Source organism: Dolomitihabitans soli, from assembly GCF_022213955.1.
Lineage (GTDB): Bacteria > Actinomycetota > Actinomycetes > Streptosporangiales > Streptosporangiaceae > Streptosporangium_A > Streptosporangium_A soli.
This window is the reverse complement of sequence record NZ_JAKNTW010000018.1, coordinates 239,734-262,810: the sequence shown is the minus strand read 5'-3', so window position 1 is coordinate 262,810 and position 23,077 is coordinate 239,734. Positions and strand designations below refer to the sequence as shown.

General features: G+C 71.6%; 20 protein-coding genes. 16 read left to right on the top strand and 4 right to left on the bottom strand.

The window, feature by feature from the left end; genetic code table 11:
- The first annotated feature begins 12 nt into the window (after window positions 1–12).
- The 5 genes from MBA17_RS30000 to MBA17_RS29980 all read left to right on the top strand — a co-directional run bounded on the left by MBA17_RS30000 (window position 13) and on the right by MBA17_RS29980 (window position 4,670).
- Window positions 13–348: a DUF742 domain-containing protein gene (locus MBA17_RS30000; protein ID WP_238500093.1), complete on the top strand. Its 336-nt coding sequence runs from the start codon at window positions 13–15 to the stop codon at window positions 346–348.
- Window positions 326–937 carry a GTP-binding protein gene (locus MBA17_RS29995; protein WP_238500092.1) on the top strand — a complete coding sequence of 204 codons (612 nt, stop codon included), beginning with the start codon at window positions 326–328 and terminating at the stop codon, window positions 935–937. Before MBA17_RS30000 ends, MBA17_RS29995 begins: the two co-directional genes overlap by 23 nt.
- Window positions 934–2,337, top strand: a complete 1,404-nt coding sequence (locus tag MBA17_RS29990) for a cytochrome P450 (protein WP_238500091.1) — start codon at window positions 934–936, stop codon at window positions 2,335–2,337. Before MBA17_RS29995 ends, MBA17_RS29990 begins: the two co-directional genes overlap by 4 nt.
- The gene (locus MBA17_RS29985) at window positions 2,301–3,458 is read left to right on the top strand and encodes a cytochrome P450 family protein (RefSeq protein WP_455432886.1); all 1,158 of its coding nucleotides are present in this window, start codon (window positions 2,301–2,303) and stop codon (window positions 3,456–3,458) included. Before MBA17_RS29990 ends, MBA17_RS29985 begins: the two co-directional genes overlap by 37 nt.
- Window positions 3,459–3,836: 378 nt before the next feature.
- Window positions 3,837–4,670 carry a hypothetical protein gene (locus MBA17_RS29980; RefSeq protein ID WP_238500090.1) on the top strand — a complete coding sequence of 278 codons (834 nt, stop codon included), beginning with the start codon at window positions 3,837–3,839 and terminating at the stop codon, window positions 4,668–4,670.
- Between the two features lie 270 nt (window positions 4,671–4,940).
- Here the strand turns inward: MBA17_RS29980 and MBA17_RS29975 are convergent, their stop codons facing one another.
- On the bottom strand, window positions 4,941–5,294 hold the full coding sequence (locus tag MBA17_RS29975) for a winged helix-turn-helix transcriptional regulator (protein ID WP_238500089.1): 354 nt from the start codon (window positions 5,292–5,294) through the stop codon (window positions 4,941–4,943).
- A 162-nt stretch (window positions 5,295–5,456) separates the two neighbouring features.
- On the opposite strand from MBA17_RS29975, the gene MBA17_RS29970 reads away from it, so the two are divergent.
- The 6 genes from MBA17_RS29970 to MBA17_RS29945 all read left to right on the top strand — a co-directional run bounded on the left by MBA17_RS29970 (window position 5,457) and on the right by MBA17_RS29945 (window position 14,914).
- Entirely contained in the window at window positions 5,457–6,347 is an 891-nt protein-coding gene (locus MBA17_RS29970; RefSeq protein WP_238500088.1) for an NAD(P)-dependent oxidoreductase, read from the top strand.
- Between the two features lie 398 nt (window positions 6,348–6,745).
- Complete coding sequence (locus MBA17_RS29965; protein WP_238500087.1) at window positions 6,746–7,591, top strand: hypothetical protein; 846 nt, start codon at window positions 6,746–6,748, stop codon at window positions 7,589–7,591.
- Window positions 7,592–7,636: 45 nt separating this feature from the next.
- Window positions 7,637–9,412 (top strand): HSP90 family protein, encoded by a 1,776-nt coding sequence (locus MBA17_RS29960; protein WP_238500086.1) that lies wholly within the window; start codon window positions 7,637–7,639, stop codon window positions 9,410–9,412.
- Between the two features lie 2 nt (window positions 9,413–9,414).
- The gene (locus tag MBA17_RS29955; protein ID WP_238500085.1) at window positions 9,415–12,027 is read left to right on the top strand and encodes a hypothetical protein; all 2,613 of its coding nucleotides are present in this window, start codon (window positions 9,415–9,417) and stop codon (window positions 12,025–12,027) included.
- 421 nt (window positions 12,028–12,448) lie between these two features.
- Window positions 12,449–13,990, top strand: coding sequence for an alkaline phosphatase D family protein (locus tag MBA17_RS29950; protein WP_238500084.1), 1,542 nt, complete (start codon window positions 12,449–12,451; stop codon window positions 13,988–13,990).
- Between the two features lie 489 nt (window positions 13,991–14,479).
- Window positions 14,480–14,914 (top strand): hypothetical protein, encoded by a 435-nt coding sequence (locus MBA17_RS29945; RefSeq protein ID WP_238500083.1) that lies wholly within the window; start codon window positions 14,480–14,482, stop codon window positions 14,912–14,914.
- Window positions 14,915–15,023: 109 nt separating this feature from the next.
- On the opposite strand, the gene MBA17_RS29940 is transcribed toward MBA17_RS29945, so the two are convergent.
- The 3 genes from MBA17_RS29940 to MBA17_RS29930 form a co-directional block, all read right to left on the bottom strand.
- Window positions 15,024–15,167, bottom strand: a complete 144-nt coding sequence (locus tag MBA17_RS29940) for a hypothetical protein (RefSeq protein ID WP_238500082.1) — start codon at window positions 15,165–15,167, stop codon at window positions 15,024–15,026.
- A gap of 52 nt (window positions 15,168–15,219) precedes the next feature.
- On the bottom strand, window positions 15,220–16,944 hold the full coding sequence (locus tag MBA17_RS29935; RefSeq protein WP_238500081.1) for an FG-GAP and VCBS repeat-containing protein: 1,725 nt from the start codon (window positions 16,942–16,944) through the stop codon (window positions 15,220–15,222).
- A 147-nt stretch (window positions 16,945–17,091) separates the two neighbouring features.
- The gene (locus MBA17_RS29930; protein ID WP_238500080.1) at window positions 17,092–18,564 is read right to left on the bottom strand and encodes an MFS transporter; all 1,473 of its coding nucleotides are present in this window, start codon (window positions 18,562–18,564) and stop codon (window positions 17,092–17,094) included.
- A 93-nt stretch (window positions 18,565–18,657) separates the two neighbouring features.
- Here MBA17_RS29930 and MBA17_RS29925 point away from each other — a divergent pair, with 93 nt between their 5' ends.
- Genes MBA17_RS29925 through MBA17_RS29905 form a run of 5 tightly spaced genes read left to right on the top strand, consistent with a single transcriptional unit; the run spans window position 18,658 to window position 23,072 of the window.
- Window positions 18,658–19,239 carry an RNA polymerase sigma factor gene (locus MBA17_RS29925; protein ID WP_238500079.1) on the top strand — a complete coding sequence of 194 codons (582 nt, stop codon included), beginning with the start codon at window positions 18,658–18,660 and terminating at the stop codon, window positions 19,237–19,239.
- A complete protein-coding gene (locus tag MBA17_RS29920; protein WP_238500078.1) occupies window positions 19,236–20,060 on the top strand; it encodes a cupin domain-containing protein in 825 nt (274 codons plus the stop codon). Before MBA17_RS29925 ends, MBA17_RS29920 begins: the two co-directional genes overlap by 4 nt.
- A complete protein-coding gene (locus MBA17_RS29915) occupies window positions 20,057–20,914 on the top strand; it encodes an ABC transporter ATP-binding protein (RefSeq protein WP_238500077.1) in 858 nt (285 codons plus the stop codon). The genes MBA17_RS29920 and MBA17_RS29915 overlap by 4 nt, the downstream gene beginning before the upstream one ends.
- Window positions 20,911–22,404, top strand: coding sequence for a hypothetical protein (locus MBA17_RS29910; RefSeq protein WP_238500076.1), 1,494 nt, complete (start codon window positions 20,911–20,913; stop codon window positions 22,402–22,404). Before MBA17_RS29915 ends, MBA17_RS29910 begins: the two co-directional genes overlap by 4 nt.
- Window positions 22,395–23,072 (top strand): hypothetical protein, encoded by a 678-nt coding sequence (locus MBA17_RS29905; protein WP_238500075.1) that lies wholly within the window; start codon window positions 22,395–22,397, stop codon window positions 23,070–23,072. The genes MBA17_RS29910 and MBA17_RS29905 overlap by 10 nt, the downstream gene beginning before the upstream one ends.
- The last annotated feature ends 5 nt before the right edge of the window (window positions 23,073–23,077 follow it).

Below are 23,077 nucleotides of genomic sequence, written 5' to 3'. Positions count from 1 at the left end.
GACAGTGGCCTGGTGCGGCCGTATGTGGTGACCGGTGGCCGCGCCCACTCGCGAATCTCCTTCGACCTGGTGTCGCTTGTGATCACCGTCGATGACAAGCCGTCAGGCGGTCCGGAGGCGGGGCTCTCCCCGGAGAAGCGCAGCCTCCTGGCGCTGTGCCGGGGTGGGGCCCTGTCGGTGGCGGAGATCGCCGCGCATCTGGCGCTTCCCGTCGCCGTCACCAAGGTCCTGATCGGCGATCTGACCGACTCCGGCCACATCGTCACCCGCGCGCCCGCGTCTCCCGCGACGCGTCCCGACATCCAACTGCTGCAGGAGGTACTCGATGGGCTCCGCGCCCTGGTCTGACGGTCGCCCGAGGGCCGTCTATCTCGGCGACGCGGTGGAGCGCGCGGTGAAGATCCTCATCGTGGGGCACTTCGCCGTCGGCAAGACCACTCTGGTGGGCGCCTTGTCGGAGATCCCTCCGCTCCGCACCGAAGAGATCATGACGCAGGCCGGCGCCCTGGTCGACGACCTGGCCGGGGTGACAGGCAAGGACACCACCACTGTCGCGATGGACTTCGGGCGCCTGACGCTCAACCCACGGTTGGTGCTGTACCTGTTCGGCGCCCCCGGGCAGCAACGCTTCCAGCGGCTGTGGCGCGACATGGCCTACGGCGCGCTGGGCGCACTGGTGCTGGCCGACGTCCGCCGCCTGGACGCGTCCTTCCCCGTCATGGACATGGTCGAGGAGTACGGCCTGCCGTACGCCGTCGCCGTCAACCAGTTCGACGGCGTGCCCGCCTTCGACACCGGTGCGGTGCGCGGTGCCCTGGACCTGCTGGAGGAGACGCCTCTGGTCGTCTGCGACGCCCGCGACCGCGCCTCCGCCGGCGCCGCGCTGATCACCCTCGTGCAGTACCTTCACGCCCGTGCCACCAAGGAGCACCCGTGACCACCCACCATCCCGCAGGTTCCGGCCCGCCCCCCGGCTGTCCCGCACACGATGACCATCATTGGGGCACCCCCTTGTACAGCCCCGAGTTCGCCGCCAACCCGGGCGGCGTGTACGCCGAACTGCGTTCCCGCGGGGCGGCCGCGCCGGTTGAACTCGCCCCCGGGGTGGGCGCCACCCTCGTCACCGACTATTACGCCGCCCTGGACGTGCTACGCAACCCGCACATCTACTCCAAGGACCCGCGCAACTGGCGAGCCCGGCAAAGCGGAGAGGTTCCCGACGACAGCCCCGTCATCCCGTTGATGGGGTACCGGCCCAACGCGTTGTTCTCCGACCCACCCGACCATGTCCGCTTCCGTCAGGCGATCACCGACAGCCTGCACCGCATCGACCCGCACGCGCTGCGCCGCTCCGTCTCCCGCCACGCCGACCGGTTGATCGACGCCTTCGCCTCCCGCGGCCACGCGGACCTCCTGACCGAGTACGCCGCGGTCCTGCCGCTGCTGACCCTCAACGAGCTCTTCGGCCGAGCCGACGCGGACAGCGTCCAGCTGGTCACCGCGCTGGCCAAGATGTTCGAGGGCGGCGACGGCGCGGCCGAAGGCGATGCGCAGTTCACCCAGTACATGGTCGACCTGATCACCGTCAAACGGGCCCGGCCGGGACCAGACGTGACCTCCTGGTTGATGGCCCACCCCGTGCGGCTGAACGACGAGGAGATGATCCACCAGTGCGCGCTGCTCATCGCGGCCGGGACCGAACCGGTGCAGAACCTGATCGGTAACGCGATGCGGCTCCTGATGTCCGACGACCGGTTCGCCGGCAGCCTGTCCGGCGGCAGCATGCCCGTCGACGCGGCACTGGAGGAGGTGTTGTGGAAGGACCCGCCCATGGCCAACTACGCCGTTCACTACCCCCGGCACGATGTCTCGTTGCGGGGGGTGCGCCTTCGTGCCGGGGAACCGGTCGTCATCAGCCTGGCCGCCGCGAGTACCGATCCGGCGTTGAATCTGTCGGCGAGCAGGGCGGGTAACCGCGCCCACCTGGCGTTCAGCGCGGGCCCGCACGCCTGCCCCGCCAAGGACCTGGCCCGCCTGATCGCCGCCGTCGCGATCGAGAGGCTCCTCGACCGTGTCCCGGACGTGGCACTCGCCGTCCCCGCGTCCCGGTTGCGGTGGCGGCCCGGACCCTTCCACCGGGCCCTGACGGCGTTGCCCGTGCACTTCGTTCCCGTTCCCTCACCGATCCCTGGAGCCAGCACATGGATGACGCAGTCACCTGCCCCTTCGCCATCGACCCGACCGGCGCCGACATCCACGGTGAAGCCGCCCGCCTTCGTGCCGCCGGTCCGGCGACGCCGGTGGAGCTCCCCGGCGGCGTGGTGGCGTGGGCGGTAACCGATCCGGAGCTGCTCAAGCGGTTGCTCGCCGACCCACGGGTTTCCAAGGACCCGCGCCGGCACTGGCCTCCCTTCATCGAGGGCAAGATCCCGCAGGACTGGCCGCTGTACACCTGGGTCGCCGTCACGAACATGTTCACCGCTTACGGCGCCGACCACAGGCGGCTGCGCAGGCTCATCTCCGCGGCGTTCACACCGCGCCGCATCGAGGCGCTGCGCCCCCGCGTCCAGCAGATCACCGACGACCTTCTCGACGACTTGGCCGCGATCACGCCCGGACAGAGTGCCGACCTCCGGGAGACCTTCGCCTACCAGTTGCCGATGAGGGTGATCGCCGAGCTGTTCGGCCTGCCGGACAGCTCCCGTGACGACATCCGCCGCGTCGTCGACGGCGTCTTCCACACCTCCGCCGACGCGGCGGAGACCCTGGCCACCCAGCAGCGGGCCTACGCCATCCTGACCGGCCTGGTCGCGGCCAAGCGCGAGTCTCCCGGCGACGACCTGACCAGCGACCTGATCGCCGCGCGCGACGAGGACGGCGGTTCGCGGCTCAGCGAGGCCGAACTCATCGACACCCTGTTCCTGATGATCGCGGCAGGCCACGAGACGACCGTCAACCTGATCGACAACGCGCTGTGCGCGATGCTCACCCATCCCGACCAGCGTGAACTCGTCCGCGCCGGGCACGCCTCCTGGGACGACGTGATCGAGGAGACGCTGCGCTGGCAGGCGCCGGTGGCCAGCCTGCCACTCCGGTACGCCGTCGAGGACATCTCCCTCGCGCCCCACGACCTGGTGATCGGTAAGGGAGAGGCGATCCTCGCCGGCTACGCGGCCGCCGGCCGGGATCCCGGCCAGCACGGGCCCGACGCCGAGGAGTTCGTACTCACGCGTGACACCCGCCGAGACCATCTGGCCTTCGGCCACGGCGTCCACTTCTGCCTGGGCGCGCCGCTGGCCCGGCTGGAGGCGTCCCTCTCGCTCTCGTCGCTGTTCGCCCGCTTCCCCGACCTCGCCTTCGCCGTTCCCGCACAGGAGTTGGAGCCGCTGGACTCCTTCATCGCCAATGGTCATCGCACCCTTCCGGTCGTGCTGCGCCCGGCCGTCGCGGGGAGCTGACCCCGGCCGCCTGCGTCGACCGCGCTGATCCGGCTCCGGGCCTGGAGCCGGATCAGCGCCGGCCTGGGCATGCCCGCGGGGAAGGTCGCCGACCAGGGCCGGCGGAAGGCCGGGTCCCCCCGCCGGTGATCCGCCTTGAGACCAGGTCGTGAACGCCGGCGATCGGGAGCGAGACGGATGCCGTTATGCCCAGGTCGAGTAGATTATTCGACCATAGTTCGGCTATTTGGGTCGATCGGTTGCTAAGACTTGAATTATGGTGTTAGTTGCCGTTTTGGGTCGGGCATACATCATTTGATGGATGCGCTTGACCGTGCGCCTGCCCAGGAATGCCACGGGTGAATCCGGCGCATGGCGGCCCTGTGGCGAGGAGAGCTAATGAGTCAGCAGGACACCGATCTCGGTTCGCTGATCGAGAAGGCGCAGAAAATGGAATCTCCTGCTGTGCCTTTCGAGGGTTATGCCACTGACGACATGAACCGTCGAGACCATATGCTTCTGGTGCAGTCGCCGCAGTTCATCTACTCCTTCGCCAAGGCGGATATCAAGAAGCGGGAGAACGTCGGGGAGCGGGTCCGGCTCTGGGTGGCGGAGGGTGCTCAGGCGTTCCGTATCAGTTCCTTCATCGTGGATTCCTCATCCCCCTTCACCGTGGGCATGGAGAATATCGCCGCTCCGGAATCCGTCGAGGTCGACGGAGCGCCGTCCCCCGCGACGGTCGGCGCGGACATGGTGGCGATGGAGAACATCGCCCCTCCCGTGCCCAGGCAGCGGCCCGGCGCGCCCTCCCCTGCCACCAAGTCCGTGATGGAGGCGCCGGCACGCGTGCCCGCGCTCTCTTCGGTGGCGGAATACTGGACGGACAGCTGTTCCGCGGGCGACGCTTTTGCGAACAACTGCGCCCACTTCCTGTCGGACGCCTTCATACGCGCGGGATACACCGAGTTGCGGCCTCCCAACCCGCATATCCATGCTCGTTGCTACACTCCGGCGAAACGACCGATCCGGGCTCGGAACATGTGGAGCTGGTTCAAGTCGAAGGCGGAGCGGACCAGCCGCGATCCACAGCCCGACACCGGCTGGTGGGCGGTGTTCCAGCTCAAGGAGAGCGTCTACTGGGGCGGGCACGTCGCCTTGCTTGATTCGGACACCTGGAATTACTACGGCACCGGTTGGTACCCGGACTGGGATCAGTACGCGTATCAATGGTGAAGTAAGTCGGACCGGCTCTGGGCGAATTTCTTCGAGCAGGATGTGCCCCACCGGTCGGGGCTATGTATTCCCGATCCACATACAGTGCCCGCACGGCCGGGGTCGCTGAATATCAGTCGCACAAATTCCGCTTCTTCTCCGGAATCCGCGCGAAATCGGTGACCAGGGCGGCGGCCATGGGGTACCCACGCGGGAATGTCGGTCCAGGACCACCGCCGGGGCGGTGGTGAAGTCGTCCAGGGATGCGGCCTGCGGATCTGTCCGCGCCGGTCACCCGACCTGGTCCCAGGGGATGGCCTCGATGCGCTCGATGTTCTCCTCGCCCCACTCTCCAAGCGACGCCATCGCGGTGTTGAGCGAGTGACCGAACTCGGTGAGTGAGTATTCCACCTTCGGCGGGACCTGGTGATAGACCTCGCGATGAAGCAGCCCGGTGGTCTCCATCTCCCGGAGCTGCAGGATCAGCACCCGCTCGCTGATGCCGGCGACCGCGCGCCGCAGCTCCCCGAAGCGCAGGGGGCCATCCTGGAGCGCGAACAGGATCAGCCCCTTCCACTTGCCTCCCATGACAGCGATGGCGGCGTCGAGCCCGCAGGTGAACGCCCGCTCCTTCGTCTTCTTCATCCACCCATACTTACATCTTTGTGAGTACCCGACAAAATTGTCGGTACTTGATGAAATGTCTGCTCAGCTCCAGCATGGATCAGGTGCCGCCCCGCGACCACCGACGGCATCGAAGGCGGCACGCTCACCTCTTCCTGTTCTCTCTTTGACTGGAGTACGCACATGACTGGAAATCACCCGACACCGGTGACCGTCATCGGACTGGGCTCGATGGGCACGGCACTGGCCGAGGCCTTCGTCAAGGCCGGGCACCCGACCACTGTCTGGAACAGGACCGCCGCCAAAGCCGCACCCCTGATCGCCATGGGAGCCGAGCATGCGGAGGCCATCGAGGATGCGGTGACGGCAAGTCCGCTGGTCATCACCTGCTTGACCACGTTCGATGACACTCGGCTGGCGTTGGAGCCGGCCGTCGCGTCCCTGCATGGGCGGGCCCTTGTCACCCTGAACAGCGGTTCCCCGGTCGGCGCCCGCGAGACGGCCGTCTGGGCCGTCGGCCACGGCGCCCGGTTCCTCGCCGGGGCCGTCAAGAACGTGCCCTCGGCCGTGGGAGCGCCGGACACCCTGCTGTACTACAGCGGTGATAAGACCGTCTTCGAGGAGTTCGAGACGACCCTGAAGGTGCTGGGCGGCGACACCGTGCACCTGGGCGATGAGACCGACCTCGCCGCCCTGTATGAGATGGCCGTGGGCGCCATCCTGCTGCCCGCACTGGTCGGTTTCTTCCAGGGCGCCGCCGCGGTCCAGGCGCGCGGGCTTGAGGCGCACTCGATGGTGCGGTTCGCCGGCAAGTGGCTGGACATGATCAAGTCCTTGCTGCCGACCTACGCCAAGGAGATCGACAGCGGAGACTACGCCGATGCCGCCTCCTCCGTGAACCTTTTCCTCGCCGGGGCGGCCCATGACGAGGACCTGGCCAAGGAGACGAACGTCGACACGGCCTGGCTCGCCCCCTTGCACGACCTGGTGAGGCGGGCGGCCGAGGCGGGCCACGGCGACCACAGCATCTCGGCTCTCACCGAAGTGCTCAGAAAGCCGGCACGACAGGCATAAGCTGCGGCGCAGACCGTGGGTTCTCTCGTCGCGCGGCGGGGCAAGTCCCGGCGGACGGCATCCTGACGCCGTGTTTTGCATTTTTTGTTTCATCGGGCCTCGCTCAAGAGTCGCCGAGACGCCAGGTGCAGGGTGTCCCTCGCTGTCTGCGGACGGAGGAAAGGCAGCGGGTTGAGGGTTCCGGCGCAGGTAAGAACCACAGTCGGCATGCTTGCGGGAGACAAAGGTTTCTGCGGTCCAGGCTTGAGATGGTTCGTTGCTTTCCGGTGGCTGTTCTGCCTCTTACGCAGTGATGAAATGGTTAAGTTTCATCTCTTGTGGCGGTGTCACCGGTCCGGCATCGTATGCGCGTGGGTTGCTAGCCGTACATTTCCGGAAACATGCGGGAGGACGAGACGGTGGCGACGATCGTAGGCGTACACGGAATCGGTAAATACCGGTACTACCAGGATGCGGGCCGGTCCGTTTCCGGCGCGGCCGAGGCGGTTCGCACCAAGTGGAACCGCTATCTGCACGCGGGCCTGCCCGGCGGCACGGCGCACCGGGGTGAAAGCTACATCACCGAGATCGCCTACTACGCGCACCACCTGTGCGCACCCGGCCGGAGCCTCGCGAGGCCGGCGCGGGCGATGGACGCCGAGTCCCAGCGGGTCTTCCTCGACTGGGCCACCCAGCTCGACGGGGTCAGGGACGCGGCGGGGGAGTCGCTGACCGGCGCCCTGCGCTGGGCGACGGAGTTCCTGCTCGGCAAGCTGGAGCGCCGGGCGGCGGAGTTCGCCACTCTGTTCTGCCCCGAGGTGGCCGTCTACCTGGAGAGCGCCAACGGCCCCGCGAGGTCGGCGGCCAGGCGGACGGTGGCCGAGGTGATCCGCCGCAACCGGCCCCAGGTGGTGATCGCGCACTCGCTGGGCAGCGTGGTCGCCTACGAGACGCTGCACGCCAACCCCGACCTGAAGGTGGAGCTGCTGATCACGCTCGGCAGCCCGCTCGGCATGCGGAACGTCGTCTTCGAACGCCTGCTGCCGGCCCCGCTGGCCGGCAAGGGAGGCCGTCCCGACGGGGTGACCCGCTGGGTGAACATCGCCGACAAGGACGACATCGCGGCCATCCCGCCCGCTCTGCGTAGTTGCTTCACGGGGGTCGACCACGACGGCATGGTCGATCTCGACTGGATCGACTTCCACACCGTGGAGAAGTATCTGGGCTCCGGCGCGCTCGCACCTTTCCTCAAGCCGTATCTCTGAGCACGCTAGGGTGATTCCCCGTTGTCGCTGATCAGGGGGAAACGGGTGGAAAGCGCCTTTCAGGTAGATCTGCGCGGAGTGGTCGACCTGCTGAGCAGGCACCTCTACTCCAGCCCCAGGGTCTACGTCCGCGAGCTGCTGCAGAACGCCGTCGACGCGATCACCGCTCGCACCGGCGACGACCCGGCCGCGCCCGCACGGATCACCCTGGAACTGGGCGACGGCGTGCTGCGCGTCCACGACAGCGGGATCGGGCTGACCGAGCAGGAGGTCCACACCCTGCTGGCCACGATCGGCCGCTCCTCCAAACGCGACGAGCTCGGGTTCTCCCGCCACGAGTTCCTCGGCCAGTTCGGCATCGGCCTGCTGTCGGGTTTCCTGGTCGCCGACGAGATCGAGGTCGAGACCCGGTCGGCGAAGGGCGGCCCGACCGTGCTGTGGACCGGCATGGCCGACGGCCGCTACCGCGTCGCCCCGGCCCCCGCCGAACGTGCGGAACCCGGCACCACCGTGACGCTCAAACCCCGCCAGGACGCGAGCGAATGGGTCACCGAGCAGGCCGTCCGGGAACTGGCCGCCCTCTACGGCTCGCTGCTCCCCTTCGAGGTGACCGTCGCGGGCACACCGGTCAGCGGCGAGGGCCCGCCGTGGCTCGCCGCCCACCCCACGCCGGACGCCCGCCGTACGGCGCTGATGGAGTACGGCAGGCAGTCCTTCGGCTTCACGCCGTTCGACGTGGTCGACCTGTCGGTGCCCGAGGCCGGGCTCACCGGGGTCGCGTTCATCCTGCCCAGCCCCGCCAACCCGACCGTCAGGTCGGCCCACCGGGTCTACCTCAAGCGCATGCTGCTCGCCGAGAACACCGAAGGGCTGCTGCCCGAGTGGGCGTTCTTCGCCCGCTGCGTCGTCGACGCGGGGGAGTTGCGCCCCACCGCGAGCCGTGAGGCCCTCTACGACGACGACCTGCTCGAACACACCCGCACCGTGCTCGGCGCCCGGCTCCGCGAATGGCTGGTCGCCCTCGCCGAGACCGACCCGGCCAGGCTGCGCGGCTTCCTGCGCCTGCACCACCTCGGCGTCAAGGCGCTCGCCCTGCACGACGACGACATGCTGCGCCTGGTCGACCGCTGGCTGGAGTTCGAGACCAGCGACGGGCCGATGACGCTCGCCCAGTTCCGCCTGCGCCACCCCCACGGCCGCTACACGGCCGGCGTGGACGAGTTCCGCCAGCTCTCCTCCGTCGCGGGCGCCCAGGGCGTGGGCCTGATCAACGCCGGATACGTCTACGACAGCGAGATCCTGCAACGCCTGCCGCGGATCGACCCCGAGATCCGGGTCGACCGGCTCGACCCCGCCGAACTCGCCACCCAGCTCGGACCGGTGGACCCCGGCACCGAGCTGTCGGTCCGGGCGTTCCTCGCGGCGGCGGCCAGGGCGCTCGAGCCGCTGGGCTGCGAGGTGGTGCTGCGCGACTTCGACCCCGCCTCGCTGCCCGCCCTCTACCTGACCAGCCGCGCCGCCCAGCACCAGGAGGAACTGCGCGAGGCCAGGGAGGGCAGCGACGAGCTGTGGGCCGACGTGCTCGGCGCGATGGAACAGGTCGTCCCCGCTGCGCGTCCCCGCCTCGTGCTCAACCACCGCAACCCGCTGGTGCGCCGCGTCGCCGCGCTCCCCGACGCCTCGCTCGCCGGCACCGCCGTGGAGGCCCTGTACGGCATGGCCCTGCTCCACGGCCACCACCCGCTGCGTGCCGCGGACACGGCCGCGCTGAACCGCTCGTTCCTCGGCCTGCTCGACTGGGCCGTACTCGGCAAGGAGTGACCATGTCAGGTACCGAAGAGGTGCAGGGCCTGGTCGACCAGGCGTCCGAGATGCCCTACGGCGAGGCCAAGTCGGTGTTGCTGGAGGAGGCGCTGCGGCGGGCCGAGGCGCTCCGCGACCGCGACCTGGCGTTCGTCGTGCGGATGGAGCTGACCGGCGCCTACCAGTACGGCGCGGAACCGGCCAAGTCCTTCGCCACGTTCAGCCGCTGCCTGGCCGAGTACGACGCGGAGCCGGGCAGGTTCGACGAGTGGCAGTCCTACAACCTGCACTGGCAGTTCAAGTGGATCATCAGCGACATGATGCGCTTCCCCGAGGTGCCGCTCCGGCGGGCGCACGACGCGCTGGCGGAGATGGAACGCCGCTACCAGGAAGCCGGTCACGGCCTGCACGCCGTCCACGCCAAGCGTTGCCATCTCGCCCACCACGTCGGGGACAGGGCGCAGGCCGAGGAGTGGTTCCGGCGCTGGCAGACGACGCCCCGCGGGCAGATGTCCGACTGCGAGGGCTGTGACCCGAGCGGCAAGGTGTGGCACCTGGTGCTGATGGGCCGCGACGAGGAGGCCGTCGAGCTGGCCGCGCCCGTCGTGGCGGGCGAGCTGACCTGTCATGTCCAGCCGCAGGGCATCCTGACGAAACTGCTGCTCCCCTACGTCCGCACCGGGCGGCTGGAGGAGGCCGCCGCCGCGCACCGGCGGGCCTACCGGATCGTGCAGGGCGACACCAACTACGTCGACGACTTCGGCGACCACATCGAGTTCTGCGCGCTCACCGGCAACGAGGCGCGCGGCCTGGAGATCCTCGAACGCGAGGCGTCCCTGCTCGAACGGGCCGCCAGCCCGCGCGCCGCCATGTGGTTCGCCGCCGCGGCGGGCCTGCTGCTGCGCCGGCTGGCGGAGACCGGTCACGGCGACACCACGGTCCGCTGGGTCGGCGGCGAGATCCCGGTGGGCGTGCTGCGCGAGCAGCTGGCGAGCAGGGCGCGCGGCCTCGCCGCCAGGTTCGACGCCCGCAACGGCACCCCCGAGCAGGGCACGAGGGTGGAACAGACGCTGTCGGCCGAGCCGCTGGTGGAGTACCTGCCACTCACCCCGCACGCCAGGCGCTTCGCCGTCCCGGTGCGCGCCGTACCGGACGTCGTGCGGTCCGAGGACCCGGAGACGTTGCTCGACCAGGCGTCCGAGAGCTGGGCGCGGGCCGACCACGAGGCCGCGCTCGCCCTCTGGGCCCGCTTCGACGAACTGCACGCCTCGCGCGAGCCGACCAGGTCGCAGGCGGCACGCAGGGCCGACGGCAGCGGGCTGGCGGCGGCGCTGCGCGAAGACGACGCGGCGGCCGCACGGGAGTGGGCGCTGGCCGCGGACCTGCATGCCGAGGCCGGCGACCAGCCGCGCCGTCAGGTGGCACTGGGCCGCCTGGGCCTGTCACGATGCCGGGCGGGAGCCGTCGAGGAGGGGATCGGGCTGCTGGAGGAGTCCGCCGCCTACCTGCTCGCGCACGCCGCCGCCGAGTACGGCGGCGCGGCCACCAGCCGGCTGGCGCAGGCGTACCTGATGGCCGGCCGCACGAGTGAGGCGCTCGGCCTGCTGGAACCGGCCGGTGACGACGACGGCCGGCTGCTCACGCTCCTGGCGGAGGCGCTCCAGGAGATCCCCGGCAGGCAGGCGGACGCCGCCACGGCGGCCGGGCGCGCCCGCGACGCGCTGCGCGAGCAGGGCGGGCTGCTGCTGGCCCGCGCCTGCATGCTGCACGCCCGGCTGCTCTGCGAGACGGGGGACGACCTCGACGGCGCCGTCAGCGCGTACTCCGAGGCGCTGGTGTCCGCGCCGCGTTCCGCGGCGGACCTGCGGGCCGTCGCGCACGCCAGCCGGGGCGAGCTGCTCGTCGCCTTCGGCAGGTCCGCCGAGGCCGCGGACGACCTGATCGAGGCCGTCGCGGCGTTCACCGCGCTCGGCGCCACCGGGTTCGCCGCCCTGGCCAGGGTCGACCTGTGCCGCGCCTACCTGTCGACGCGGCGTCCCATGGACGCGGCCGAGGCGGCGGAGGAGGCGCTCGCCATGCTGGCCGACGACGACCACGACAACCGGCTCACCGTCACCTGGGCGCGCGGCCAGGCCCTCGACGAACTGGGCGAGCTGGACGCGGCGCTGGCCGACTACACCACCGTGGCGGAGCGCCTGCGGGCCGCCGGCCGTGCCCTGGACTCCGCCCACGTCCTGGAGGCGGCCGCGCACGTCCTGGTGCGGCTGGGCAGGCACGCCGAGGCCGTGGAGGGCTTCGCCGCCGCCGCCGCACGGCACCCCGAAGTCCTGGCCCGCGCCCGAGCCCTGCGCCGCCGGGCGAACGCCATGTTCCACCTGGACGATGAGGAGCCCGCCGCGGTGCTCGCCCTCGACGAGGCCAGAACGGCTCTGGCCGGGGCGTCCGCCACGGACCCCGAGGTGATCTGGGAGAAGTCCCGGATCGCCTACGAGCAGGGCAAGATCCTCGACTGGCTCGACCGGCTGGAGGAGGCCGCGGCACGCTGCGCCGAGGCCGCGGCCGGGTTCCGCGAGATCGGTGACGAGGAGGCGGCGGCCCTGGCGGAGCGCCTGGGCGGCTCCGACGACGGCTGAGGCCCGCCGGGCGGCCGGGTGCCGGGTCCTGTCGGGCGGCCGGGTCCTGTGGGGCGGCCGGGTCCTGTGGGGCGGCCGGGTCCTGTGGGGCGGCCGGGTCCTGTGGGGCGGCCGGGTCCTGTGGGGCGGCCAGGTCCTGTCGGGCGGCCAGGTCCCGGGTCCTGTCGGGCGGGCCGGGTTCCGTTGGGCGGTCGGGTTCGCTGGGCGGTCGGGGTTCCGCTGAGGCCCGTTGGACAGTTGGGTTCTGTTGGGCGAATGACTCCGAATGGGGCGGCTGAGGCCCGTTGGACAGCTGGGTTCCGCCGGGCGGTCAGGGCCCCGGCGGGTGTCGCCGGAGGCCGGGTTCTGATGACAGACGTTGTTCATGCCCGATTGACGCGCAGGTCACAGCCGCGCCAGCCGGAGCGCCTGCACTGGGTGCGTGGAGCAGACCCCCTCACGCAGAGTGTTCCTGTCCGTAGTCGCCGCCGGAGCCGGCGGCCTGTTGCTCCCGGGGCCCGCGCGCGCCAGAACGCTCGCCCAGGACCCGTTCACCCTCGGCGTCGCCTCGGGCGACCCGTCCACCGACGGCTTCGTGCTGTGGACCCGGCTGGCCCGTGACCCGCTCGGCGGCGACGGGCACGGCGGTATGCCGGCCCGGGACGTCGAGGTCGAATGGCAGGTCGCGACCGACGAGCGTTTCACGAACGTGGTCCGCTCCGGCAAGGAGACCGCCCGCTGGAAGCAGGCGCACAGTGTGCACGTCGAACCCGTGGGACTCGACGCCGGCCGCGAGTACTTCTACCGGTTCCGCGCCGACGGTCACCTCTCGCCCGCCGGCCGTACCAGGACCGCGCCGACCGGCATGTCGCCGCTGACCTTCGCCGTGGCCGCCTGCGCCCACTACGAGCACGGCTACTACACCGCCTACCGTCGCCTCGCCCAGCAGGAGCCCGACCTGGTCGTGCACCTGGGCGACTACATGTACGAGTACGGTCCCGACGGGTACGTCGCGCTCGGCGGCGGCGTGCGGCGGCACACCGAGGGCAAGTGCGCCACCCTCGCCGACTACCGGATGCGGCACGCCCAGTACAAGAGCGACCACGACCTTCAGCAGGCCCACGCCGCGGCCCCCTGGCTCGTCGCCTTCGACGACCACGAGGTGGAGAACAACTGGGCGGGCACGATCTCCAGCACCGAGGCCGCCGGCTTCGCCCGCCGCAGGGCGGACGCCTTCCGCGCCTACTACGAGAACATGCCGCTGCGCCGCTCCAGCATCCCGGGCGGATCCGCCATCCGCGTCCACCGCCGCGTCGAATGGGGCACCCTGGCCCGCTTCCACCTGCTCGACACCCGCCAGTTCCGCGACGACCAGCCCTGCGCCGACGGCCTGCGTGCCGGCTGCGACGACCGCCTCGCGGAGGACCGCACCCTGCTGGGATCCGACCAGCGGAACTGGCTCCTCGGCGGCCTTCGCCGTTCACCCGCCCGCTGGAACCTCATCGGCCAGCAGATCCTGATGGCCCAGCGCGACTGGAAGGTCGGCCCCGGCCACGAGGTCAGCATGGACTCCTGGGACGGCTACGCCGCGGACCGCGCCCGCCTGCTCACCGGGTTCCGCGACTCCGGAGCCGCCAACCCCGTCGTCCTCACCGGCGACGCCCACATGCACCACGCCGCGGACCTCAAACTCGACTTCGACGACCCCGACTCCCCCCGGGTCGGCGTCGAACTCGTCACCTCGTCCATCGCCAGCGACGGCGACGGCTACCGGGACAGGGCCCGCGTCACCGAGATCCTCGCCGAGAACCCGCACATCTCCTACCTCGACCAGCGCCGCGGCTACATCGTCTGCCGCCTCACCGCCGACGAACTGCACGCCGACTTCCGCACCCTCGACTACATCACCCGCCGCGGCGCGCCCGCCCGCACGTCTGCCCGCTTCACGCTGCCCGCCGGCCAGCACACCCTCGACCTCCTGTAACCCGGCGCTTGCTCGACTTCCTGTACCGCACGTCGGCCCGCTTCACTTCCCGCCGACCGGTGCACGCGCGACTTCCGGTACCCGCGCTCCGCCTCAGGCTGCTCGCCGCAGCCGCCGGGTGGTGGCCGGACCGCGCGGCCTGACCCCCGGAACGTACGGCGGAGCCCCCCCGGAACGTACGGCGGAGCCCCCTGGGCGCCCCGCGCCGCAGCCGGTCGTGGTCCGTGGGCCCACGCCACTCCAGCGGCTGTGGCCGAGCGCCGTGACGACTCGCCCCTGACCCCGTTGCCGTGGTCTCCGGGCCCTTCCCTCGCCGCCTCCGTGGAACGGGTCCGGTCGGAGAACGTCCCGCACGGGGAGGTGGTGTGACCTCTTCAGAGGTAACCGCTCGGACCGTTCCCGCCTGGCTGTACGGTCCCCTCGACACGCGGTGGCCGAATAGTGGAGGCGCTGGTGGGAATTGTCGGGAAGTTTCTCGTCATTGTGGGGATGGGGGTCGGTCTCATGCAGAGCGGCGGAGAGCTCGACGGGTTCTCGATCGGACACGTTCCGGCCGGGGTGGGGAAACTGGTCACCGACTTCGAGTACGAATGGGAGGAGGTCGCCTTCAGGTCCCGGGTGTGGGAACGGCGGCTCGACGACGGGGCCCACCGCGTGGATCTGCAGGTGATCGTGATGCGGGGCGAGCGCCTGACCACGCCGACGGAGCTGCGCGCCTTCCTGACCGAGTACGAGGAGCGCGACCTCGGCGATCTGGACGAGTTCCAGGACACCGGCTTCATCGGCACCCGCGAGGCGTTCTGGCTGGCCGAACCGGGGGTCGCGGCGGTGGTCAAGATCGACCCTGACCGCTTCGGGGCCGATGACCTGCGCGCCGTCGCACTGGGAGTGCGACGACATCGCGTGGGCACACCCCAGAAATGATCACCCCGGTCACCCGGTCACCCGGTCACCCGGTCACCCGGTCCTCGGTCACCCGGTCACCCCGGTTAGCCCGGTCACCCCGGTTAGCCCGGTCATCCCGATTCCCCGGTTAGACCGGTTCCCCGGTCGGCCGGAGGGCCGGTAGCGTCTCCTGCTCGGCCCACCGGCCGGTGAACTCCGCGGGCGAGGATTCGAAGGCCAGCCCACGCCGGACGACCTCGGCGCGCTCGTCCGGATCGCGCGACGCCTTCACCTCGACCGTCAGGCCGAACCGGGTCCAGCAACTGCGGCCGCAGCTCGCCCTCTCAGGGGGCGAGGGCGTAGCCGTAGAGGGAGTCCTGGGAGCCGGCGGCGAGCGGCTGGACGCGGTCTCGCTGCAGGCCGGTGGACGCGCCGGTGGACGAGGAACGGAGGCCGCCGGTGATCAGCGTGAGCCGTCCCGTGCCCGGCGAGGCCACCACCAGGTCATGGCCGGGGTCCTCGTCGGGCCCGCGTGACACCCGGCGGGTCGAGCCGGGGTCCTCGTCGCGCCCGAGCGACGCCTGCCGAAGAGACCCGTCATAGGTGGGGACGGCGGCCAGCGCGGCGCCGAAGTTGCCCTTCGGGCCGTTGACGAGCAGGTTGTTGAGCTTGGTCAGGCCGCCCGAGCGGGTGCCCGCGAGGATCTGGACGGCGTTCTCGCCGGGGACGCCGATGGCCAGTTCGGCGTCTCCGTCGCCGTTGAGGTCGGCGGCGGCGAGGGAGGCGCCGAAGCGGTCGTAGTAGCGGGGGGTGCCCTTGAGGGTCCGCTGGGACCAGGACTCGGTGGTGGAGGTTCTGAGGCCGGCGCGGGAACCGTAGACGGTGTGGACGGTGCCGTCGCCGTAGTCCATCGCCCGCTGGTCGTCGGTGAGGCCCTCGCCGGGCACGCCGACGGCGAGGTCGTCGCGGCCGTCGGCGTTGAAGTCGGCGGCCGCGAGTGAGCCGCCGAAGCCGTCCCAGCTTTCGGTCACGCCGGTGATGCCGGGGGAGTCCTGGGTGAGCATGGTCGCCTTGCGGCGCTTCGCATCGATGATCGTCGCGGAGCCCTCGCCCTGTTTCTGAAGTGAGTCGCCCGGTGCGCCGGCCGCGATCTCCGCGCGGCCGTCGCCGTTGAAGTCGCCCGTGGCGAGCGTCGCGCCGAACTGGTCGGTGACGCTGGCGGTCTGGCGGATCCAGGACGTGGCCTGCGAGACGAGGTACGGCTTGCGTCCCTTGAAGCCGTGGATCCCGACGGCGCCGCCGCTGCCGTGGCCGGGCGCGCCGATGACGAGTTCGTCGTCGCCGTCGCCGTCCAGGTCGCCGGCGGCCAGCGCGGCGCCGAACCGGTCGCTGCCTCGCTTGCCGCCGAGGTCGGTGACGTCGATGGTGTCGCCCGGCCGCAGGCCCTTCGGCGAGCCGTGGAACAGGTGCACGATCCCGTTGCCGTCGGCGCCCGGCCTGGACGCGCCCGCGAACTCCTCGGACGCGCCGACCGCGAGGTCCGCGCAGCCGTCCCCGTCGAAGTCGCCCGCCGCGAGCGCGGAGCCGAACGCGTCCCCCTTCTCGGCCTCCTCCGGCGCGCCGTCGGCCCCCTGGCTCAACTCCCGCGCCTCCCGCATGCCGTACAGCACCCGGACCGAGCCCGCGCGCGCCTTCCCCCCGGCGGAGGCGTACGGCGAGGCGACGGCCAGATCGGCGCGCCCGTCACCGTCGAAGTCGGACGCACCACCCCGGCACTTCTGACGAACCGACCCGGAGCCCACGGCGGAAGCCGGGACGGAAACCGACGCGGAGACCGTCTCGAATACCGGTGCGAACCCTGACTCGGAACGCAACGCGGAACCCGGCGCCGAACGCACCAGGGAACCCGGCGCGGAGATCGGCGCGAAAACCGGCCCGGCCACTCGCGCGGTGTTCGGCGCGGAGACCGAGGTGGAGCCGGACGTCCGCGCCGGGGCGGCCGGGGCGAGGGAAGCCGTCACGGGGAGGGCCAGGCAGGCGGTGAGGAGGGCGACCCGGGGGAGGCTCATACCCGGATAGTCCCCGTTGATTCGGACATCCGCCCCACAGCAACATGAACTCCCTATGTCTGCCGGAGGTCCGTCTTTGACGTGCGCCCGCACTCGAAGTAAGGCCAGAAGACCGTAGTCCGCCCGGTTCGCCGACGGCGAGCGGTCTCAGGGGTTCGGGTGCTGCCCGCCGGCGGGTTGCAACGGCGGCGCGTCGAGGGTGCAGTAGGTCTTGCGCTCGGGCTCGGGGCACTCGGGCACGGCCAGCACGTTGCGGCGGATGGTGACGAAGGTGACGATCGCGGCCAGGACCATCATCACCGCGCTGATCAGCATCGCCGAGCGGAAGCCTGCCGTGAAGACGGCGGGCGACCCGTAGGCGTCACCGGTCAGTCCGACGAGCGGCGGCACCGCGGCGACGGCGAGCAGGCTCCCCGTCCGGGCCACGGCGTTGTTGACGCCGCTCGCCACGCCCGCGTACCGCTCCTCGGCGGTGGCCAGCACGGTAGCGGTCAGCGGCGCGACCGTCACGGACAGCCCCAGGCCGAAGAGCGTCACGGCGGGCAGCACGTCGAGCAGGTAGGACGATCCGGGGCCCACCCTGCTCATCAGCAGCATCGCGGCCGCGCAGGCCAGGATGCCGGCGGTCATCGGCAGCCGTGGCCCGATCCGTTTGGCCAGGCCACCGGCCCAGGCCGAGAGCAGCAGCATCAGCAGTGTGACCGGGAGCATCGAGGAGCCCGCCGCGATCGGTGAGAAACCCGCCGACACCTGGAGTTGCACGACCAGGAGGAAGAAGACGACTCCCATCGCCGCGTACATGACGAGAGTGACGGCGTTCACGGCGCTGAACACCCGGGAGGCGAAGATCCCCACCGGCACCAGCGCGTTCGGCGACCGGTGGATCTCCAGCCAGACGAACGCGGCGCCCAGCAGCAGGCCGACGGGCAGCGCGATCGATCCTATGCCGGTCTCGATCAGCCCGTAGGTGACGCCGGCCAGCGCGAGCGCCGCCAGCACCGCGCCGGCCACGTCGAAACGCCCGACGGCGGTGGTGTCCCGCGACTCGGGCACATGCCGTACGGCTATCGCCAGCACGACGACGGCCAGCGGCAGATTGATCAGGAACACCCACCGCCAGCCCACCGACTCCACCAGCCAGCCGCCGAGCAACGGCCCGATCGCGCTCGCCACGCCGCCGAGCCCCGACCACGCCCCGACGGCCCTGGGCCGGTCGTCCCTGACGAACGACGCCTGGATGATCGCCAGGGAGCCGGGGGTGAGCAGCGCGCCGCCGATCCCCTGCAGCCCGCGCGCGATCACCAGGGTCTCGACGGTGGGCGCCACCCCGCACAGAGCCGAGGCCACGGCGAACCAGGCGACGCCGATGAGAAAGATCTTGCGCCTGCCGTACCTGTCGCCGAGCGAGCCGCCGAGCAGGATCAGCCCGGCCAGGGTGAGGGTGTAGGCGTTCACCGTCCACTGCAGGCCGGCCATGTCGGCCCCGAGGTCCTCGCCCAGTGCGGGAAGCGCCACGTTGACGACGGTGCCGTCGAGCAGCGCCATCCCGGAGGCCAGCACGGTGGTCAGCAGCACCCAGCGCCCTGGGGGCGAGGCGAGACGGATGTGGCCGTTGTCCATCGGACCATCATCGCGTTTCGCGTACGGAAAGAGGGAAGGCGGGGCCGTTGAATCGCGGGAACCAAAACCACTCGATCATGCGATAGACGGGATGTGTACCGATTCCTCGTCAGACGCCGGGAGCCGCCCCCGGCAGGGCCGGACAGCGACGACGCCGAACTGCTGGCGGCCGTCGCCGCCGGGCGGCTGGAGGCGCTCCGCGTCCTGCACGCCAGGCACGCGCCCTGGATCCGGGTACGGCTGGCCCGCCGGTGTGCCGACCCCGACGTGGTCGAGGACGCGTTGCAGGACACCTTCGTCGCCGTCTGGCAGAGCGCGAAACGCTACCGGGCGTCGGAGGGCGACGCGGCGGCCTGGATCTGGACGATCGCGATCCGCCGGCTGGTGTCGGTGCTCCGCGGCCGGGCCGGACGCTGGATCGGCCAGGGGCACGAGATCGACGACGCGCACCCGGCCGAGAGGTCCGCGGAGGACGTCGTGCTGCTCGGCGTGGAGCACGGCGACCTCGGTGAGGCGATCGCCCGGCTGTCACCCGAACTGCGCGCGGCCATCCAGGCCACCGTGCTGGACGGCCTGACCACGCGGGAGGCGGCACACCTCCTCGGCATCCCGGAAGGCACCGTGAAGACCCGTGTGATGCGGGCCAAGGCCCGGCTCAGGAGGGACCTGACATGAGCGGCGACTGGCACGTGCCCGGCGAGCTGATGGAACGCTACGCCGCGAGCCGTCTCGAACCGGCCCTGGTCATGTCGGTGGAGGCCCATCTCACCCGCTGCGGCCGATGCCGTGCCGCGGTGCCGTACGAGGAGGAGTGGCTGGCGGGGAGCTGGGAGCGGCTGGCGGCGGAGCTGGACCGGCCCAGGCCGCGGTTCGCCGAGCGGCTCCTGCGCCGGGCGGGGGTCGCCGAGCACCAGGCGAGGCTGCTGGCCGCGACGCCGACGCTCAGCCGGGCCTGGCTGGCCGCCGTCGCGGTCGTCGGAGCGCTGGCCGTCGTCGCCGGGCGGCTCTCCGGCGCCGGGCCGGAGATCATGTACGCGTTCCTGGTGATGGCGCCGGTGCTGCCGCTGGCCGGGATCGCCGCCGCGTACGGCCCGCACGTCGATCCCGTCCACGAACTCCAGGCGGCCACGCCCATGGCCGGGCCCAGGCTGCTCCTGCTGCGGGCCGGCGTGGTGCTCGTCACGGCCGTCGTGATCCTCGGTGCGCTCTCTCCTTTCCTGCCGGGGCCCGGCGCGCTGAGCGTGGCCTGGCTGCTGCCCTCGCTCGCGCTGACCGCGGCACTGCTGGCGCTGTCCACCCGGATGCCGATGGCGGCGGCGGCGCCGGTGCTCTGCGCCGGCTGGTTCGCCGCGGTCCTGTCCGGCGGCGCGCTGTCCCAGGACGACCTCCTCTTCTTCTCCCCGGGGGCGCAGGCCATGTACGGCTGCGCGGCCCTCGCACTGACCGCTCTCACCTACACGCGGCGCCGCCGCCTCGACCCTGGAGAACCCCGTTGAACCCGACCATCAGCCTCTCGGCACTGAGCAAGCGGTACGGCCGCGCTCAGGTGCTCGACCGGATCGATCTGGAGATCGGGCCGGGCGTCACCGGACTCCTCGGCCCCAATGGCGCGGGCAAGTCCACGCTGTTGCGCTGCCTGGCGACCACCCTGGCCCCCGACGCGGGCCGGGCGTCGATCCTCGGCCGTGACCCGGCGGACGCGGCGAGCCGTACCGAGATCCGCCGCCGCCTGGGCTATCTGCCGCAGGACCCCGGTCACTATCCCCACTTCACCGCCTTCGAGCTGGTCGAGTACGTGGCGATCCTGAAGGAGCACACCGACAGGCGGGAACGCCACCGCGAGGTCAGACGGGTGCTCGCGGAGGTGGACCTCGCCGACCGGGCGAAGACCCGGGTCCGCAAGCTGTCCGGTGGCATGCGGCAGCGGCTGGCCCTCGCCCAGGCACTGCTCGGCGAGCCGGAACTGATCATTCTGGACGAGCCCACGGTGGGTCTGGACCCCGAGCAGCGGATGCGGTTCAGGGCGCTGATCTCCCGGCTCGGCGAGAGCCGTACCGTGCTGCTGTCCACGCACCAGACCGAGGACGTCGCCGCGCTGTGCGAACGGGTGGTCGTGATGAACCACGGAAGGACGGTCTTCGAGGGGACGCCCAGGGGGATCGCCGAAGTGGCGGCCGGCCAGGTGTGGCTGTCGGACGAGCCGCCGGCCGCCTCGCGGCTGTTCTGGCGTACGGCGGACGGGCGGTATCGGACGCTCGGGCACGAACAGCCGGGGGCCGTGCTCGCCGATCCCACCGTCGAGGACGGCTACCTGCTGCTGCTCGGCGAGCCCGCCGAGGCCGCCGCGTGACCGCCGTGGCCACACCCGTCACCCGGGCCGCCACCCGGGTGGGCGGGATGCGGACCGCACTGGTGATGTTCGAGACCCGGCGGCTGCTGCGCAGCCCCGCCCTGTGGGTGGCGGCGGTCGCGGTGTTCGCGCTGCGCACCTTCTACACCTGGGGCTGGCTGCCGGACCTGACGACGGAGACGATCAACACGGCGGGTACGGCGCTGCTCCTCACCGCGGTGGTGATGGTCCAGGCCAACCTCGCGGCCACCCGGGACCAGCGGCACGGGCTGCCGGAGACGCTGGGTGCGGTGCCGGTGGCCGCCGAGGTGCGGACCTTGGCGGCGGCCGTCGCCACCGCGGCCGTTGGAGCGGCGCTCTCCGGGCTGGTGATGGGGTTGCACCTGTTGATCCACTCCTTGGCCGGCCCGGTGGTCGGCCGGTTCGATCCCTACGAACCGCTCGGCGCCGTGACGGCCACGGCACTGGCCGCCGTGCTGGGGGTGGCGATCGGGCGGTGGCTGCCGTGGCTGGTCGCCGGGCCGCTGGCGGTGTTCGCCTTCGCCCTGGTCGTCCTGTTCACCGGCACGGGAGAAGCCGGCGGATGGTGGTTCCTCGTGATCGCCCAGCACATGCCCGAGTGGGGCGACCGGCCGTCGGGGTCACACCTGGTCTACCTGCTGGCCATGACGGTCCTCGTCGTCGCGGTCGCGCTGCTCCGGCACGGACCTCGTCCGCTCCGCGTGGGAGCGGCGGTGGCCGCGCTGGCCGTCGCGCTGCCCGCGGGGATCGTGACGGCGTCGCGGGCGCCGGTCCTGCCATGGACGCTGCCCCGGCATGAGCAGGCCGCGGTGCCGAACCACCTGGGGGAACACGTCTGCGAGAAGCGGGACGCGGTGACCTACTGCGCCTATCCCGGCTACACGGCGTGGGTGCCGATCTGGGAGGAGATCATGCGGCCCGTCGTCGCCGCGGTGCCACCCGCGGCGGCGGGCCGGATCCCCGTCGTCCGTCAGGAGACGCTACGCGATAACCGGACCCCCGCCGTCGGACGGACCGTCTCCACCTGGATGGTGTGGCCCAGCGGGTACGCCGGCCCGCATCGGGCCCTGCTCGCGGGCACGGCCGCGGCGACCGTCGTCGGTATGCGGAGCAGCGGGCTGCGGTGGGGGCAGAACCGCGTGTGCGACGCCAGGAATCAGGCCCGCACGGTGGTCGCGCTCTGGCTCGCCGGCCAGAAGGAACCTCTGCTGTCGCCGGGCAGCCACGTGCATTGGCTGGCCCAGGGCGCTACCAGGGATATCTCCTCACAGCTCGGCGAGGCCCAATACGGCTCGTCAGAGCTGGGCTACGCCCGGCGGCTGCTGGAACAGCCGGGCGCCCGGGAGCGGATCTGGGCCGGCTGGGACACACTCGTCCGCCCGGGGACGACCCTGGCCGAGGCGCTGCCGTTGCTGGGCCTGCGCGAGGAGTTCCCGATCGAAGCGCCCAGGGGGACGACATGCCGGTGACCGAGTCCCCCGCCGCGCACCTCCCGGCGTGGGGCAGATCCGCGATCCTGCTGCTCCGCCCGCTGCTCCGGGCGATCGACTGGCCGCCCGCCGCGACGGTCGCCGTCTGCACGGCGGCGGTCGCCCTGCTCGCGTTTCCCGGCCGCGACCTCGACCCGTTCACCGCGTTGACGCTCACCCGGATGGCGGGGCTGCTGTTCGGCGCCGCGTCGGCCTTCGCCCTGGTGGACGCGATGTCCGTCAGCTCGGGAGCGCTACCGGTGCCGCGCTGGCTGCGGCAGTGGCTGCGCACCCTGATGGTGCTGGTCCCGGTGACCGCCGGCTGGGGTCTCACCTACGCCATCGTGCTGGCACGGCTGGCGCCCGGCGCCTCGCTGCCGCTCGCCGGCACGGCACTGGAGGCCGCGGTCTGCGTGCTGGCCGCACTCGGGGGCGCGGCGGTCGCCGTACGGCGGAGCCAGGGACGCCAGGCGGCGCTGACCGGTGCCGCGGTGCTGGGCGCGCTGGTCGTGGCCTCGCTGTTCCTGAGCGGGGACCTGTGGCCGTGGCCGCTTCCCGGGGACGTGAGCTGGGAACCGGTCCACCGCGGCTGGCTGGCCGCGTTGCCGGTCGTGCTGACCGTGCTGGTGGTCGCCCACCGTGACCTTCGAGGCCGCCGGTCGCGGTGAAACGG

Coding starts and splice junctions, on each gene's coding strand:
- MBA17_RS29995 (WP_238500092.1), top strand. CDS start 326: ATGGGCTCCGCGCCCTGGTCTGACGGTCGCCCGAGGGCCGTCTATCTC.
- MBA17_RS29980 (WP_238500090.1), top strand. CDS start 3,837: ATGAGTCAGCAGGACACCGATCTCGGTTCGCTGATCGAGAAGGCGCAG.
- MBA17_RS29975 (WP_238500089.1), bottom strand. CDS start 5,294: ATGAAGAAGACGAAGGAGCGGGCGTTCACCTGCGGGCTCGACGCCGCC.
- MBA17_RS29970 (WP_238500088.1), top strand. CDS start 5,457: ATGACTGGAAATCACCCGACACCGGTGACCGTCATCGGACTGGGCTCG.
- MBA17_RS29955 (WP_238500085.1), top strand. CDS start 9,415: ATGTCAGGTACCGAAGAGGTGCAGGGCCTGGTCGACCAGGCGTCCGAG.
- MBA17_RS29945 (WP_238500083.1), top strand. CDS start 14,480: ATGGGGGTCGGTCTCATGCAGAGCGGCGGAGAGCTCGACGGGTTCTCG.
- MBA17_RS29935 (WP_238500081.1), bottom strand. CDS start 16,944: ATGAGCCTCCCCCGGGTCGCCCTCCTCACCGCCTGCCTGGCCCTCCCC.
- MBA17_RS29930 (WP_238500080.1), bottom strand. CDS start 18,564: ATGGACAACGGCCACATCCGTCTCGCCTCGCCCCCAGGGCGCTGGGTG.
- MBA17_RS29920 (WP_238500078.1), top strand. CDS start 19,236: ATGAGCGGCGACTGGCACGTGCCCGGCGAGCTGATGGAACGCTACGCC.
- MBA17_RS29905 (WP_238500075.1), top strand. CDS start 22,395: ATGCCGGTGACCGAGTCCCCCGCCGCGCACCTCCCGGCGTGGGGCAGA.